General features: G+C 46.7%; 15 protein-coding genes and 1 other RNA gene. All 16 read right to left on the bottom strand.

Translation table 11 applies throughout. From position 1 onward, the window contains the following. Positions 1-345 precede the first annotated feature (345 nt). On the bottom strand, positions 346-609 hold the full coding sequence (locus ACQ5BJ_RS25115) for a pro-sigmaK processing inhibitor BofA family protein (protein ID WP_005545725.1): 264 nt from the start codon (positions 607-609) through the stop codon (positions 346-348). Between the two features lie 2 nt (positions 610-611). Then, complete coding sequence (locus ACQ5BJ_RS25110) at positions 612-884, bottom strand: DUF2508 domain-containing protein (RefSeq protein WP_289356816.1); 273 nt, start codon at positions 882-884, stop codon at positions 612-614. 216 nt (positions 885-1,100) lie between these two features. Then, on the bottom strand, positions 1,101-1,700 hold the full coding sequence (gene recR, locus ACQ5BJ_RS25105) for a recombination mediator RecR (RefSeq protein ID WP_005545723.1): 600 nt from the start codon (positions 1,698-1,700) through the stop codon (positions 1,101-1,103). Between the two features lie 128 nt (positions 1,701-1,828). Continuing rightward, positions 1,829-2,140 (bottom strand): YbaB/EbfC family nucleoid-associated protein, encoded by a 312-nt coding sequence (locus tag ACQ5BJ_RS25100; RefSeq protein ID WP_262866527.1) that lies wholly within the window; start codon positions 2,138-2,140, stop codon positions 1,829-1,831. A 36-nt stretch (positions 2,141-2,176) separates the two neighbouring features. Next, entirely contained in the window at positions 2,177-3,946 is a 1,770-nt protein-coding gene (gene dnaX / locus ACQ5BJ_RS25095; protein WP_005545721.1) for a DNA polymerase III subunit gamma/tau, read from the bottom strand. Positions 3,947-4,046: 100 nt separating this feature from the next. After that, entirely contained in the window at positions 4,047-5,201 is a 1,155-nt protein-coding gene (locus ACQ5BJ_RS25090; protein WP_163978578.1) for an ATP-binding protein, read from the bottom strand. A 176-nt stretch (positions 5,202-5,377) separates the two neighbouring features. Further along, positions 5,378-5,645: signal recognition particle sRNA large type (gene ffs / locus ACQ5BJ_RS25085), an RNA gene on the bottom strand. A gap of 43 nt (positions 5,646-5,688) precedes the next feature. Further along, positions 5,689-6,318 (bottom strand): hypothetical protein, encoded by a 630-nt coding sequence (locus ACQ5BJ_RS25080; protein WP_367667819.1) that lies wholly within the window; start codon positions 6,316-6,318, stop codon positions 5,689-5,691. 18 nt (positions 6,319-6,336) lie between these two features. Continuing rightward, positions 6,337-7,263, bottom strand: a complete 927-nt coding sequence (locus ACQ5BJ_RS25075) for a helix-turn-helix transcriptional regulator (RefSeq protein WP_289356814.1) — start codon at positions 7,261-7,263, stop codon at positions 6,337-6,339. Between the two features lie 207 nt (positions 7,264-7,470). Beyond that, on the bottom strand, positions 7,471-7,668 hold the full coding sequence (gene rpmE / locus ACQ5BJ_RS25070) for a 50S ribosomal protein L31 (protein ID WP_005545715.1): 198 nt from the start codon (positions 7,666-7,668) through the stop codon (positions 7,471-7,473). A gap of 146 nt (positions 7,669-7,814) precedes the next feature. Continuing rightward, positions 7,815-9,110: a transcription termination factor Rho gene (gene rho, locus ACQ5BJ_RS25065; RefSeq protein WP_005545714.1), complete on the bottom strand. Its 1,296-nt coding sequence runs from the start codon at positions 9,108-9,110 to the stop codon at positions 7,815-7,817. Between the two features lie 470 nt (positions 9,111-9,580). Beyond that, complete coding sequence (locus tag ACQ5BJ_RS25060) at positions 9,581-10,834, bottom strand: UDP-N-acetylglucosamine 1-carboxyvinyltransferase (RefSeq protein ID WP_040735650.1); 1,254 nt, start codon at positions 10,832-10,834, stop codon at positions 9,581-9,583. A 168-nt stretch (positions 10,835-11,002) separates the two neighbouring features. Further along, positions 11,003-11,857 (bottom strand): class II fructose-1,6-bisphosphate aldolase, encoded by an 855-nt coding sequence (fba, locus tag ACQ5BJ_RS25055; protein WP_005545712.1) that lies wholly within the window; start codon positions 11,855-11,857, stop codon positions 11,003-11,005. Positions 11,858-11,978: 121 nt separating this feature from the next. Further along, positions 11,979-12,965: a Gfo/Idh/MocA family protein gene (locus tag ACQ5BJ_RS25050; protein WP_430112875.1), complete on the bottom strand. Its 987-nt coding sequence runs from the start codon at positions 12,963-12,965 to the stop codon at positions 11,979-11,981. Positions 12,966-13,239: 274 nt separating this feature from the next. Further along, entirely contained in the window at positions 13,240-13,638 is a 399-nt protein-coding gene (locus ACQ5BJ_RS25045; RefSeq protein ID WP_005545710.1) for a response regulator, read from the bottom strand. A gap of 240 nt (positions 13,639-13,878) precedes the next feature. After that, a complete protein-coding gene (locus ACQ5BJ_RS25040; protein WP_005545709.1) occupies positions 13,879-15,480 on the bottom strand; it encodes a CTP synthase in 1,602 nt (533 codons plus the stop codon). Positions 15,481-15,872: the final 392 nt, after the last annotated feature.

Below are 15,872 nucleotides of genomic sequence, written 5' to 3'. Positions count from 1 at the left end.
GCACGCCGCCAGCGTTCGTCCTGAGCCAGGATCAAACTCTCCGTTAAAGTTAAGTTTGAACTGCTCATATCTTTTGACGAGGTATTGCTACCTCATTCACAAACGTTGCTCGTTGTTCAGTTTTCAAAGAACAATCTCAGTCAGTAACCAATCTCTTAGTTACTTTCTTTTTCTCACCGCTTTGTCAGCGGCGACTTTTATATCTTATCATTTCGTTCATTTCGTGTCAACACTTTTTTAAAACTTTTTTTAATCTCTTTCGAGATTGTTTTGTTTTAAGTTTGTTAACTCATGTCCGAAGCGACATTGATTAATTTATCATAAAGGCAAGGGTTGCGTCAACCACTAAATACCTACCATTTTAAGGGAAATAACGAGAGCAAGTCCTGGTATTCCAAGCAATCCGACTCCCGTTAAGGTAACTGGATTAATCGGGACTTGAACTCCTGCAACCCACCCAGTCGTATTCACAAGGTACAATAGCGCAAATGCGCTAACTCCATGCAGCAGAAAGGTCAAGATCCCACGCCATGCCAACCGCTGACGGACGAGGACAAGGAGCAGCCCAGCTATGGATGCAATGAGCAATACAAGCAAAAGTATCTTCATCTTTATAATACCTCCCCTAAACGCAATGCATGCAGGTTCACCCGCTTCGCCCGTTTCATTAGCATGGCAATCCGTTTCTCAGCCGCCTCTAATGTAGAAATTGCGTAGTCTATTTCATCTGACCCCAACGCATGGTCAAAACGAATACCGGCCATCTCCCACTCTGATAATGCTGTTCGAATATCTCTCATCAACAATTGCTGCTCAGACAAAGTCAAACCATATTCACGCTTGTCCCGATTTCGCATGAACCATTTTTGGATCTTTTCCCACATTTAGCTCCCTCCCTTATCCCTTACTGGTTCATTCATATGAAAGAAGGGACAAGGCTAGAACATCTTTGTCAGGCTCCTGCTTAGGTCTTAGCGTTTCATATCCATTCAACACTACAGATCTCCTTGCAGACAACAAAAAAAAGCCCTCGATGGTCGAGAGCCCCTATATCAAATAACAGCAATTATACACTCCTGTGCTGAACCACTCTAATTACCTCATTGAATATCGCGTCGGCCTTCTAGCGCCTTAGATAAGGTCACCTCATCCGCATATTCCAAGTCACCGCCCACAGGCAGACCATGGGCAATTCTCGTAACACGTATGCCAAACGGCTTCACAAGCCTTGAGATATACATTGCTGTTGCTTCCCCTTCAATATTCGGATTGGTGGCCAAGATTAATTCTTTAACCCGCTCATCACTAAGCCGCTTGAGCAACTCAGCAAGACGAATATCCTCCGGGCCTACTCCTTCCATTGGGGATATTGCACCTTGAAGCACATGATAATACCCCATGAACTCCTTCGTACGCTCCATCGCAACCAAATCCTTGGTTTCTTGTACAACGCACATGACAGAGGCATCACGCGTCTTATCTGAGCAAATACGGCAAGGATCAATATCTGTAATATTGCAGCACACAGAGCAGTAATGCAGGTTTCTCTTTACGTTAACAAGCGCCTTCGCAAAATCAATAACATCGTCCTCCTGCATACGGAGTACATGAAACGCAAGACGAGCCGCCGTCTTCGGCCCGATTCCGGGCAAATGTGTAAATGCCTCGATCAACTTGGCGATCGGTTCTGGATAATACAATGCGGGCTCTCCTTTACGATAGCTTAATCGACGATTGCAACCTCGTCCTTACACCCAAAAAACTTCCCCTAATGGTAGAAACGGCATATACCGGAATCGGTATATGCCTCACATTCATGTGTCTAGATTTAGAACAAGCCAGGAATTTTCATTCCGCCTGTGAATTTGGACATGTCGTCATTTGCCATGTCTTCTGCTTTTGTCAACGCATCATTAACAGCGGTCATAACAAGGTCTTGAAGCATTTCGATATCTTCTACATCCACTACTTCTGGTTTAATAGCAATGCTAAGCACTTTTTTGTGGCCGTTAACTTCTACAGTTACAGCTCCGCCGCCAGAAGTGCCAGTTGCTTTTTTATCAGCCAATTCTTCTTGAGCTCTCAACATTTGTTCTTGCATTTTTTTAACTTGCTTCATCATTTGATTCATATTGTTCATCGCCGTGAATCTCCTTTTTTCTCCATTTAATATAAATTACTCTTTTATGACAACGAGATCTTCTCCAAATAACTGGATTGCCTCGTCAATCCATGGTTCTTGAGAATGATTGCGGCCTTCTTGGCCCTCTGGCTCCAATTGGAATTCCTGCTCTTCCTTGTCTTCGGTTCGGGCTGCTGCAGCCTCCCAATCCTTGAGCATCATGGTATCCATCTGGTACGGCTTGCCAAAGGTTTCGGACAGCACTTGCTCGATCACCTGCTTATTAGTCGGCTTCTCTGTCGTATCTCGGTGAATCGAATTTTTGAAACCAATCAGAATCCGATCCTCCAGACATGACACAGGTTCACCGTTAACCAGCCAAGCATGAATGGTGACACCCGCTTCCTTCACTCGCTGCAGCACTTGTCCCCAAGTACCTCGAATGCGATTGAATTCGGCGCTGTTATGATTCGCAAGGTATCGCTCAAACTGCGGCGGCTGCTTAGAGAACTTGGATACGCGTCCAGATGGGCGTGTTGCAGCAGGTGTACGTTCATTCGTTACTTGTTCCTGACGGCCTGCACCTGCCCCCCCTGATTTCATTAACTGTTCAACCTTCGCCTCTAAAGACGTAATCTGTTGACGCAAATGTTGCAGGGAGGAGGAATGTTCCATTCCATCCTGTCGAATCTCCCCTTGAACGGACTCGCCAGTATCCGCAGCACGATGCAAGGGACGCTGACCCGAAGCTGCCAATTGAAGCAGTGCGACCTCGAACAAAGTCTGCGGCTGCACAGCGAACTTCATATCCGTCTGGTATCGATTCAGCGTATCGATGATGTGAAACAAACGACTCTCTGTGAACCCTTCAGCCAAATCACGGAAAGACTCCACGCGAGTCAACCGATCCGTTAGTGTATCTCCGCTCGGCACCATCTTCATCATAAGCAGATCTCGGAAAAAGTACAACAGGCTTTCCATGCACTTGTCTGCGCTCTTGCCCTCCTGCATCAGTTGCTCAACCACCGAAAGCACCGATCCAACATCACCCGCTTGTACCGCTCGGGCAAGTTCAGCGAATCTCTCTTCGGGCATACCCCCAGTAATGTCCAATACCTGTTGATAGGTAATGGCTCCGTCAGTAAAGGAGGCTGCTTGATCCAGCAAGCTGATCGCATCGCGCATCCCGCCGTCAGACAGCTTTGCAATATAGGTCAAACTGTCATGATCAGCTTGAATATTCTCTTCCTTGCACACCTGAGCCAAGCGCTGTACTTGCTCAGCAAGCGAGACTCGACGAAAGTCAAAACGCTGGCAACGCGAAATAATCGTAGCTGGAAGCCTATGCGGCTCTGTCGTCGCCAATATGAACATCACATGCGAAGGCGGTTCTTCTAACGTCTTCAGCAAGGCGTTAAAAGCTTCCGTCGTCAACATGTGAACTTCATCAATAATGTACACCTTGTAGCGAACTTCTGTTGGCGCATATTTCACTTTTTCACGAAGATCGCGAATTTCCTCTACACCGCGATTCGATGCAGCATCGATTTCCACTACATCCATCACAGCTCCGGCAGTGATGCGCTGACACGCTTCACAAGCGTTGCAAGGCTCCGGGCTCGGCCCTTGTTCGCAGTTGACAGCCTTCGCCAGTATTTTCGCTGCACTCGTCTTCCCGGTTCCTCTCGGGCCGCTAAACAAATATGCATGCGAAAAACGCCGCTCCCGCAGCGAATTTTGCAGCGTTTGAATAATATGCTGTTGTCCGACCATGTCTTGAAATGACTGTGGTCTCCATGCGCGATACAATGCGATATGCCCCATGATGCAACCTCGAAAACGTTTTTACTTATTATACTATATCATAACCTCTAAAAAAACAGCCATTCCCTCTCTTTGGAAAAGAGAGGCGCTTACTACATCTCTATGAGCTCTGATAAGGGACTGCGAGCGTAAATGTCGTGCCAAACCCCTTAGAGGAAACGCGTATCGTCCCCCCTAAATCATGAATAATTCGTTGGCATACCGAGAGCCCCAGTCCCGTTCCATTCTGTTTTGTCGTAAAAAAGGGATCGAATATCTTATCAACGAGAAATGCCGGAATCCCCGGACCCGTATCATGGATATCGATCAGCACACGCTGCTCTGCACTATCCCGCTTCACGCTCACCGTCAGCGTGCCGCCTTCCACCATCGCCTCTATTCCATTCTTGGCGATATTGATAAACACCTGCTTCAGCAGCTCGCGATCCGCCACCACATTCGGTACAGACTCCCCTGCCTCGTATCGAACATGTACACCGTGCAGTACTGCCTCGCTGCGAATAATCGGTAAAATATCGTTCATTACCTGATGTACATTAACACGCTCAATTGTGACATGTTTCGGTTTGCTTAAAAGCAGAAACTCACCGACCAGTTCATTAATCCGGTTGATTTCCGTTAGCATGATTTCGGTATAATGGACTTCCTTCGCCATCCCCTTGTCACGCAGTGTCTTCTTGAACATCTGCAGAAAACCCTTTATAGAGGTTAAGGGATTACGAATTTCGTGGGCCGTCCCTGCTGCAATTTGCCCAATCATTGCCAACCGATCACTTCGCTGCACCTGTTCCTCCAACGAGCGCAAATTGGATACATCCTTGAACAGCACATACGCACCTACAATGCGGCGCTGTTCATCGCGCATGACATTGGAATCCATAAGAAGCTCATATCGTTCAACACCATTTCGCCAAGAGACAGCATGATTCCGAACACTCACACCTTCAAGCAATGATCGCTGTACGAGATGATGCTCTGTAGGCATGTCGCCAAACAACTCATTAACACGTCTTCCGAGCACCTTCTCCCTCTCCCAGCCTAACACTTTGCAGGCCATATCACTGATGTCCACCAGGGTAAACTGAATATCCAACAGCATAATCCCTAAATTTACATCCTGTATAAAAGCACCGGCAAATTGCTGTAGCAGTGTTAGTTCCATGTGCAACGCCTTCACATTTGCCCCTTCATTGCAGGAGGAAGGTAGGGACTGTTGCGACAGAGCGCCATGTATCGGTATGCTTGATTCGTTCATACACTCACCTCTTTTTGCAGAAACGAAAATGAGATTATCCGCTCACTTGTTGTTCGTTGTACAATTCGCCAAAAGGCGGTATTTTTCCTGCCATATATATAATATGAACATGTATTCATATTTGTTTAAACAAAAAAACACCGGTTATCCCGGTGTCCTCGTATGCACTATATGAACCGTGCACCTGTTATTGATAATTGCGATCCGAGCGGCACTTCCACACTACGACTCAGGCCAGGCTTCCCTCCGGCACATGAGCTCTCCTACTTATGGCTGCTTCCTTCCGGACCTGACCAAGTTCATAGGCACCCATTGCGGAGGACCCAGCCGTCAACACCGAGTGTAGACGCCAAACCCCACATCGACAAAACCTCTAACAGGAATTCAACCTCGCTACAGCGGATTGCGAGTTACAGGGCACCGCTACCTCCCCGTCTAGCACGGCATAACTTAGTATAGACGATTTGCAACAAAAGTGCAACCAACGTCATTTGTTAACAGTTATGGAACTGCCTTCTTCCTTGTTTTTACCCGGTTCTTCGTCCATTTGCTGAAGATACCTCAGCAGTACACATAGCAACGCACTAATCAAGCCTGAGATAAAATAAACCCAAGGCTTAGCGCTCGCTATCGGATACACCCATTGCAGCACACAAGTAGATAATGCAGCCCACACAAATCCAAATGCAATCCAAAATGGTGCGAGAGTCACAGGCTTATCTCCCCAAAATAACTCCAGGATAAGGATTCCTGCTAGAGATAGCATCACCACAATGAGACTTATCCATGCAAGTGTGACATTCCCATCCGGAAGAACAGGCCATCCCCAATGAGGAAGAGCCCGTGCAATCAAACGAAAAATACCATATGCACTGCCGACCACGACAAAGGTGGCAGCCATCACAATGATGGCGTCCTTAATAAAAGTGCGCTTGCTTCTAAGCGGTTTAGGCTCGGTCTGAACCAACCGCTCCTGCTTGCGGCGCTCACTCCATTCCCCCACACATACAAACAATACCCCTAACAAAAGCGTACTACCGATGATGGTTAACGGCAGTTCTCCCTTAATGATATGCCATATAAATCCTAATCCAAGCTCGAATAATTTTTCAACCATACCGCCTAGGCTCCGTTCTTACGATTCACAGTTCATCTCAAAGTCCAAATTCACCGGTTCATCAGGCATCTTATTATTCGTCGCTAATCCACCAGTCGTGGGAACAGAGTCATCAACTATATCCAGGCGAATCCCATCCATCCACACTTGACCTGAGCCGCTTAGCAGCACACCGAATGCAATCACTTCCGCATAAGGAGCAATATCAAGCACTACTTCATAGGAGCTCCACTCCGTTGATCCAACAATCGGGCGTTCATCCATGTTATCAAAGTTGATAGGCACTTCATCTTTGGCGTCGACCCGCATCCACATGCCTGCCCATCCCTTAACGCCGTCCGTCTTCAGGAACCCAGACAAACGAAGTCGCTGGCCAGCATACTTTCCAGCCTTGATCATCTGCATCAGCGTACAGAACCCCCGTGGATCCGCAACCTCTTTAGCTCGAATGGTGCCCGATGCCCTTCCCCGATGAACATGAACACGATCAACGCTTACCCGATACTGGTTCGGATATACACCTGTAATTGTCCATCCTGGCGGAGCAGCTTGCAGTTCAGGTATAGAACCCTGATTTTCAATCATTCTATTCTCCTCCTTTGTCCAATGAAAACAACGAAAACCTTTGCGATATTCATTCGGTGTCATACCGTACATCTGCTTGAAGGCACGTGTAAAGCTGTCTTGACCAGAAAATCTGTATTCTAGCGCAATATCCAGGATTCGTTTATCTGTGGAAAGCAGATCCGCCGCAGCCCCTGCCAGTCTGCGTTCTCGCAATAAAGTTGCTGCACTTACTCCGACATGCCGTTGAAACACCCGGTTAAAGTGAAAACGGGATACCGAGCAATGTTCCGCAACGGCCACCGCATCAACGTTTTCTTTTATATTTCGTTCTATGTAGGATACAGCATCTTTAATCCACTGCTCGTGTTCCCGCCACATAGCCTGACCTCCCCATGATGAAGGCTTCTATCTTGATAAAATTCCCGTCCCAATTAATTGTAGCGAATTTTCACAAATGTCGTTTTGACATTTTGTGCGAATTTTCCGTTCCAACTGTTAGACCGCTAAGGGAGCAGTTATACATATAAAAAAAATGAACTCCCTTGACTGTTGCCAGCAAGGGAGTCCATATCATAAACATACGTATTACATGCCGTATTTCTTTTTGAATCGATCCACACGACCACCAGCATCCAAGAACTTCTGCTTACCTGTGAAGAATGGATGGCAAGCGGAGCAAACCTCTACCTTCAAGTTCTCTTTAACGGAACCTGTTTCGAAAGTGTTACCGCAAGCGCAAGTTACAGTCGTAATGTGGTATTTCGGTTGAATTGCTTCTTTCACTCGAATTCACCTCTTTCCGCCCTGAGCCCTTTGCGTGCCCAGAGTATATAAAAAACGCATGAATGGATTATAGCATGTTTGCATCAAGTTCGCAATCTCATGTTATAATCATATTCTTGTCCGCTTAATGACCAAAGAACGAGTGCTTAGGAGCTCACAGAGCTGCTGCGCGTTCTGCGCGGAGGCGGTGTTGGCGTACCGCTCGTATCCAGTGATGCCAGAAATTCTTCGTTCGTCTTTGTATCGCGCAGCTTCTTCAAGAACTGATCCACGAATTCTGGAGATTCATTCATATTCTTGCGAATTGCCCACAACTTATCCAGTTCTTCCTTGGACAAGAGCATTTCTTCGCGGCGCGTTCCTGAGCGGCGAATATCGATAGCCGGGAAAATACGGCGTTCAGCCAGCTTACGATCCAGATGAAGCTCCATATTCCCTGTTCCTTTAAATTCTTCATAAATGATGTCATCCATACGCGAGCCTGTCTCAACCAGCGCTGTTGCCAATATCGTCAGGCTGCCACCCTCTTCAATATTGCGGGCAGAACCGAAAAACCGCTTCGGACGATGGAAGGAAGCAGGATCGATACCGCCAGATAATGTACGGCCAGACGGTGGAACCACCAGATTGTAAGCTCGAGCCAAGCGCGTAATACTATCAAGCAGAATAACTACATCCTTCTTATGCTCTACTAGACGCAAAGCGCGCTCCAGAACAAGCTCTGTTACCTTGATATGATTCTCTGGCACCTCATCAAATGTGGATGCAACAACCTCTCCTTTTACAGAACGCTGCATATCCGTTACTTCCTCAGGACGCTCGTCAATGAGCAGGACGAATAGTTCAATCTCAGGGTGGTTGGTCGAGATGCTGTTCGCGATTTCCTTCAGAAGTAATGTCTTACCGGCCTTAGGAGGTGCTACGATAAGTCCGCGTTGTCCAAGCCCAACCGGCGCGAGCATATCCATAATACGAGTAGACACTTTGTTGGAAGCCATTTCAAGCACAAGCTTCTTCTCTGGATATAGCGGTGTCAAGGCAGGGAAGTGAAGGCGCTGTGCCGCATCTTCTGGGTTCTCGCCGTTTACAGCATTGATTTGAAGTAATCCGAAGTATCGCTCGTTCTCTTTTGGAGGACGGCACTTCCCTGATACGAGGTCACCCGTACGAAGGTCGAATCTGCGAATTTGAGATTGAGAGATATAAATATCTTCTGAACTCGGCAAATAGTTAATAGGACGCAAGAAACCGAAGCCCTCCGGAAGAATGTCCAGTATTCCCTCCATAAACATAAAGCCGCCTTGTTCCGCCTGCGCGCGCAAGATAGCAAATATTAATTCTTTTTTCTTCATTTGACCATAGCCTGCAATTTGAAATTGTTTTGCTAGTTTATATAGCTCGGTCAGTTTTTTCGTTTCCAAATCGGAAATTTGTAACTCCATGAATACAACTCCTATTCTGTTGATAAATACAAATGATGTCAGAAGAATAAGTCCAATTGTGATATCGATACGTATAAACGCAGCGGTATGTCAGTATGAGAAATGAAGGCTGGTTGATACAATGAATAGTGGACAGATAACAGATGGGAACTGTCGGCCTGGGTAAGAAAGTCATTGAAGCGAAGCACTTATGGAAGTGATGGTGCTAAACGCTACAGCGTCTTCAAGGAATAGAAAGGGAAATACTCTTCGTACGTTCGAACTTGCTAAAAGGTTGCATTTTCTTCTGTATCCGAAAGAGAATGCACCACTATCACTCTCTTTCGGATACAGATCACTAAACAAACGCCGAGTACTAGAATTTTCGCGCTTGCAGGTCACTTGATCGGAGCTTATCGGAAAGTTGTTACCACCCTTGACCCACGATTGCGAAACGATCATTATCCTATTTTTACCCTATAACCGCCAATTTATTCCGTCTGACGCCATACATCAGCGCCTAAATTGCGCAAATTCGTAACCAGATTATCATAGCCCCGGTCAATATACTCTACACCGGAGATTTCTGTGATGCCATCTGCTACAGTTAGTCCTGCAATCACGAGTGATGCCCCCGCACGCAAATCAGCGGCTTTCACCTTTGCTGCATTCAGCTTTGCTCCCTCAATGACTGCTGAACGTCCTTCCACACGGATTTTGGCGCCCATACGAAGCAGTTCTGGCACATTTTTAAATCGATTGCTATATACGAGATCGGACAGCATACTTACGCCAGCAGCTTGCGTGAGCAAGCTGATCATCGGTGATTGAAGATCTGTTGCGAATCCTGGATACACGAGGGCCTTTACATCGATAGCCTCATAGTCAGGCTGGCCAATCACACGAAGAGACTCGTCTCCTTCGATGACTTGCACACCCATTTCCTCCAGCTTCGCCGTAAGTGCTTCCAAATGCTTAGGGATGATGTTGTCGATGAGAATATCGCCACGCGTAGCTGCCGCAGCGATCATATAGGTTCCTGCTTGAATGCGATCCGGAATGATAGAATGTCGGCACCCATGCAGCCCCCCCACTCCTTCAATTCGAATGGATTCAGTACCAGCACCTTTGATTCTAGCCCCCATTGCATTGAGCAAAGTGGCTACATCTATAATTTCAGGCTCTTTGGCCGCATTTTCGATAATGGTGATGCCTTTGGCTCGGGAAGCCGCCAGCATAATATTAATGGTTGCTCCTACACTAACCACATCGAGGTAGATCTTGGCGCCGCGCAATTCGCGCGCCGAAATATGGATTGCTCCGTGATCATTGGTTACCGTAGCGCCCAATGCTTCGAATCCTTTAATATGCTGATCAATCGGACGGGGTTCAAAGTTGCATCCTCCCGGCATGCCAATAGTCGCTTCGCCGAAACGCCCAAGTAAGGCACCCATTAGATAATAGGAGGCCCGCAATTTCTTCACAGGTCCGTTATGCATTGGCATCGAAATCATGCTAGATGGGTCAATTCGCAAGGAAGGGCCCTCCCAGCTTACTTCTCCGCCGAGTTCGCTAATAATCTCCGTATAGGTTGCAACATCACTTAATGCCGGCAAGTTATCGAGCACTACTTCACTCTCTGCCAATATTGCCGCAGGAATGAGTGCGACTGCACTGTTCTTTGCGCCGCTGATTTGCACAGCGCCACGCAGCGGTCGCCCACCGCAAATCATTAACTTTTCCATCACAAGCTAAGTTCCCCCCACGCCGCACCTGTTACAGATCCGGCTCGCCCATATGCTTTATTGGATTCATGTTCATTTGCAAAAACGTGGAATAATCGCAAAAAAGGGAAGAACACCGGCGCGAACCGGTGCTTTTCCCGCATTCGTAAACATAAATATGAATATCGATTATGCTTGGTTATTGGATCCGAACAAGCGGATTTTGTTGCGAACAACTTCAACCATTGCATTGCGTGCTGGCGTCAAGTATTTGCGAGGGTCGATAACGTTCGCATCTTTAGCCAGTGCTTCACGGATAGCTGCTGTGCAAGCAACTTGGTTTTCAGTGTTCACGTTGATTTTACCTGCACCTGCTGCAATCGCTTTGCGGATGGACTCGTCAGGTACACCGGAACCGCCGTGCAATACGACTGGAACTGGGATTTTGGAAGCTACTGCTTCGATGATATCGTAATGAAGTTTAGGCTCGCCTTTGTACATGCCGTGAGCAGTACCAACAGCAATTGCAAGTGCATCTACACCTGTTTCTTCATAGAAACGAATTGCTTCTTCTGGGTTAGCCAATTGAGCTGCATCTTCGTCTACGTGAAGATCGTCTTCAACGCCGCCGATTGTACCCAGTTCACCTTCAACCGATACGCCCATAGCGTGAGCTGCTTTAACAACTTCTTTTGTCAAACGGATGTTGTCTTCGTATGCATGATGGGAACCATCGAACATAACGGAAGAGAATCCGGCACGAATACAAGCCATTGCTACTTCAAATGTGCTACCATGGTCAAGGTGCAAAGCGATTGGCAAGCCGGATTTCTTAGCAGCCGCCTCAGCCATTGCTACTGTGTACTCCATTCCCATGTAACGCAAAGCGCCTTCGGATACACCGAAGATGATTGGCGCGTTTTCTTCCATCGCCGCTTCTGTAATTGCTTGTGTGAATTCCAAGTTATTGATGTTGAACTGACCTACCGCAAATTTTTTCTCTTTTGCTTTAGGCAAGAACTCGTTCATCGAAACTAATGGCATGGTCTCCATCCTCCTAGGAAGTTGTTCGTCGTCTGTCTATCTTGATTAGAGCCGACATCTTATACGGTGTTATTATATCACAATTGGGCGTGAAAAAGTAAACAACCTCTTGACAAAACAGCTACATTACGTTTACAGGAATTGATTTCCCTAAAGCCGCTGACTGATTGGCCGCTTCTATTAATTTTGTCAGATCCAGCGCCATATTAACGTTGTCTGGATTGGTTTCTCTACGCAGCACATAATCTACCCACTGCTCGAACATATTCGGAATCGGTTCATCGAACGGAATTATATTCCACTCTCCGTCTCCTTCATTCAGTCGTATGCGAATTTGATCGTCCGGCATGCCATACATAATGCTGCCATTTGCGCCATGAATCTCAACCATGAACGGGGATTGACCGGTAACAAATCCTGTTTCGGCAATTCCGATAGCACCACCATCATATTGGAGCAGCGCGACTGCATTATCTTCAACTTCTTTACCAGTAACATACCCATATGATGCAGTCACGGCTCGAGGCATCCCTTGCAGCACACGGGCAATATACATTGGATGACAGCCTAGATCGATCATTACCCCACCACCACAATCGGTTCGATCGTAGAAATGATCTGGCAGCCATCCTGCTAGAGCTCCGTTGTGCGCCATACGCACACGGACAAGCGATACATTCCCCACAGCGCCCTCTCCTACTATTCTGCGCAGCGTTATGATATCTCGCTCATATAGCTTTCGAAGAGCAACGGTCAGCAAAACATTATTTGCTTCTGCAGTCCTTACGATGCGATCAGCTTCTGCCAAGGTTGGGGCTAATACTTTCTCTGTGAAAATGTGCTTGCCTGCTTTTGCTGCCTTTACCATGATTTTCTCATGCAGACGCGTCGGCGCTACAACCACAACCGCATCGATATCCGCCTGTGCCAGCATATGATCTAGATCTGCATAAAACGGCACCTGATAGCGGCTTGCATAGCGCTCGCCACGCGTCTCATTTTCATCCCATATTGCTGCCAGCACTGTATCTGGGTGATGAAGAATAAAATCCGTATATTCTTCCGCATGAACATGCCAATAACTGCAAACAGCCACTCGTATCATCATTTATCCGCCCCCTGTAAAATCCCATGATTGTGCCACTGACCATTAGATTATATCGCTTCCGTATCCTATAGCAGCGATTTAGAGCACAATACCCAATAAACGAGGAAGGCCCCTAAGGAGGTCTCGTCCACGAGCACTCTCCACTAGAGGCATGTCCAATTCACTGTATCGCAAGCCAATGCTATAAGTCGCCCACTATCATTGACCGGATACTTTGAAGAAGGCTAGAGCTTAACCCCCAGCAGGCTTCTTGTTTTATATCATACATTACTTCTTAAGAAGGCATCGTCATCTCGTTACTTGACTGCCCCTGCTCTAATGTCATATTGACCGCAACTCTCATCTCATCAATATCGAATGGCTTCGTAAAGTGCATTAATGCACCGAGATCGGTCGCTTCCTTAATCATATCCAATTCGCCATAAGCGGTCATCATAATCACATTCATATGTGGCTTCATCAGCTTGATTTGCTTCAAAATTTCTAATCCATCCATGCCCGGTATCTTCATGTCTAGCAGGACAATATCCGGCGACTCTTCTTTTACGATCTCCAGCGCCATCTTGCCATTGGACGCTTGAAAAGTCGTGTATCCTTCACTACTGAACACTTCCATGAGAAGAACCCGAATACCATTCTGATCATCGACAATCAATACTTTCTTATTATTCAACTGGTACCCCTCCCACCGCGTCTCACGAGCGAGTGTGCAGCATCCTCTTGTTCAAATGAGTTAATCTCTCACACTGCATGCTTATTTTACCACTCCACATGTACAGTACTTATTCGCTTCTTTACAATAAAATCCTTCTTCTTCTAGGAAAAACATCGCAACTCCCACATAAAAACAAAAAAAGCGAAGACTCTCCAATAGGAGAGCCCCGCTTCAAACGATTCCAGCGACTATTGTTCCTTATCCACGATGCGTCATTGCCGCTTTGACGAACTCGCGGAACAATGGCTGTGGACGGTTCGGACGTGAAATGAACTCTGGGTGGAACTGTACAGCCAAGAACCAAGGATGACCTGGAAGCTCTACAATTTCCACCAATCGGCCGTCTGGGGACGTACCGCTGATCTTCAAGCCTGCGCCTTCAATTACTTCACGATATTCATTGTTGAACTCATAACGATGGCGGTGACGTTCGTACACCAGCTCATCATTGTAGCAGGACATTGCAAGCGATCCTTCTTGCAGTTTGCAAGGGTACAGACCAAGACGCATTGTACCGCCCAAATCTTCAATATCCTTCTGCTCAGGAAGCAGATCGATAACTGGATATTCTGTCGCAGGATTGATTTCGGAGCTGTTCGCGCCATTCAAGCCTGCCGCAGCACGTGCATATTCAATAACCGCAACTTGCATACCAAGGCAAATACCGAAGAACGGAATTTGCTGTTCACGCGCATAGCGGATTGCTGTTACTTTACCTTCGATACCACGATCGCCGAATCCGCCTGGCACCAAGATACCATGTACGCCCGACAATTCTGCATCTACGTTTTCTTCTGTAATTTCTTCTGCATTCACCCAACGGATATTAACTTCCGTATTGGCATCAATACCTGCATGCGCCAACGCTTCTACGATGGACAAGTAAGCATCATGCAAGGCTACATATTTACCAACGATTGCGATCTCCACTTGGCCTTCAAGCTGCTTCACGCGGTTTACAAGCTTCGTCCACTCCACCATATCTGGTTCTGGAGTTTGGAGCTTCAAGTGATTTACAACGAAATCGTCCATGCCTTGCTCATGAAGCATCAATGGTACTTCGTACAATGTGGAAGCATCCCGGCATTCTACTACCGCATTCGCATCAATATCGCAGAACAAGGAAATCTTGCGCTTCATATCTTCTGCAAGCTCATGCTCTGTACGGCATACGAGCATGTTCGGCTGAATACCGATACTGCGCAATTCTTTTACGCTGTGCTGCGTAGGCTTCGTTTTTACTTCGCCGGCAGCTTTGATGTAAGGAATCAAGGTAACATGAATGTACATCACGTTGTCACGACCTACATCACTTTTAATTTGACGGATTGCTTCCAAAAACGGCAAGCTCTCGATATCGCCGACTGTACCGCCGATTTCGGTAATGACAACATCAGAACCGGATTCCTTGCCTGCACGGAATACGCGCTCTTTAATTTCATTCGTAATATGCGGGATAACTTGTACAGTACCGCCAAGGTATTCACCGCGGCGCTCCTTCGAAATTACCGTAGAATATACTTTACCAGTTGTCACATTGCTGTTCTTCGACAGGTTGATGTCGATGAAGCGTTCATAGTGACCTAAGTCAAGGTCTGTCTCTGCTCCGTCATCTGTTACAAAAACTTCGCCATGCTGATAAGGGCTCATTGTGCCCGGGTCAACGTTAATGTAAGGATCAAATTTTTGGATCGTTACTTTAAGCCCTCGATTTTTCAGCAATCTGCCCAGGGATGCTGCCGTAATCCCTTTACCAAGAGAAGAAACGACGCCGCCCGTTACAAAAATATATTTTGCCACTGGTGAAACCCTCCTATGATCAAGTGCATTCAAGACATGTTCTCGGGAGGCTTTGTCTGTAGAACAGGTTCGATACACGCGAGTCCCATAATCTCATGTTGTTATCGTAACCCATTTGCGCAATATTCATTGATGCAAAATGTCATTAAAAAAGCTCCTGTCTAAATTGTCCGGAAGTCATGTTCCGTAGTGGACGGGAGCTATTTTATACGAATCAAATTGTACCAATTGCAACCAGCAACAAAGCCGCAAAATCCGCAATTCGTATCCTAAAAAAACAAAAAAGTGACTCCCGTAGTGTCACGGGGCACTTTCTTCATATGTGAAAATGACTCTATTTAATTACGTGTAAATCCAAAGCCCATATGCTAGTTTACTCTGTAGGCAATCCC

The sequence above is a fragment of the Paenibacillus sp. B1-35 genome (assembly GCF_050474385.1).
Taxonomy (GTDB): Bacteria; Bacillota; Bacilli; order Paenibacillales; family Paenibacillaceae; genus Paenibacillus_B; species Paenibacillus_B alvei.
The sequence above is the reverse complement of the archived record's forward strand: the minus strand, read 5'-3'. Positions and strand labels throughout refer to the sequence as shown.

Excerpts from the sequence above, each read along its gene's own strand:
- ACQ5BJ_RS25115 (WP_005545725.1), bottom strand. The coding sequence starts at position 609 with ATGAAGATACTTTTGCTTGTATTGCTCATTGCATCCATAGCTGGGCTG.
- ACQ5BJ_RS25110 (WP_289356816.1), bottom strand. The coding sequence starts at position 884 with ATGTGGGAAAAGATCCAAAAATGGTTCATGCGAAATCGGGACAAGCGT.
- ACQ5BJ_RS25100 (WP_262866527.1), bottom strand. The coding sequence starts at position 2,140 with ATGAACAATATGAATCAAATGATGAAGCAAGTTAAAAAAATGCAAGAA.
- dnaX (WP_005545721.1), bottom strand. The coding sequence starts at position 3,946 with ATGGGGCATATCGCATTGTATCGCGCATGGAGACCACAGTCATTTCAA.
- ACQ5BJ_RS25090 (WP_163978578.1), bottom strand. The coding sequence starts at position 5,201 with ATGAACGAATCAAGCATACCGATACATGGCGCTCTGTCGCAACAGTCC.
- ACQ5BJ_RS25080 (WP_367667819.1), bottom strand. The coding sequence starts at position 6,318 with ATGGTTGAAAAATTATTCGAGCTTGGATTAGGATTTATATGGCATATC.
- ACQ5BJ_RS25075 (WP_289356814.1), bottom strand. The coding sequence starts at position 7,263 with ATGTGGCGGGAACACGAGCAGTGGATTAAAGATGCTGTATCCTACATA.
- rho (WP_005545714.1), bottom strand. The coding sequence starts at position 9,110 with ATGGAGTTACAAATTTCCGATTTGGAAACGAAAAAACTGACCGAGCTA.
- ACQ5BJ_RS25060 (WP_040735650.1), bottom strand. The coding sequence starts at position 10,834 with ATGGAAAAGTTAATGATTTGCGGTGGGCGACCGCTGCGTGGCGCTGTG.
- fba (WP_005545712.1), bottom strand. The coding sequence starts at position 11,857 with ATGCCATTAGTTTCGATGAACGAGTTCTTGCCTAAAGCAAAAGAGAAA.
- ACQ5BJ_RS25050 (WP_430112875.1), bottom strand. The coding sequence starts at position 12,965 with ATGATGATACGAGTGGCTGTTTGCAGTTATTGGCATGTTCATGCGGAA.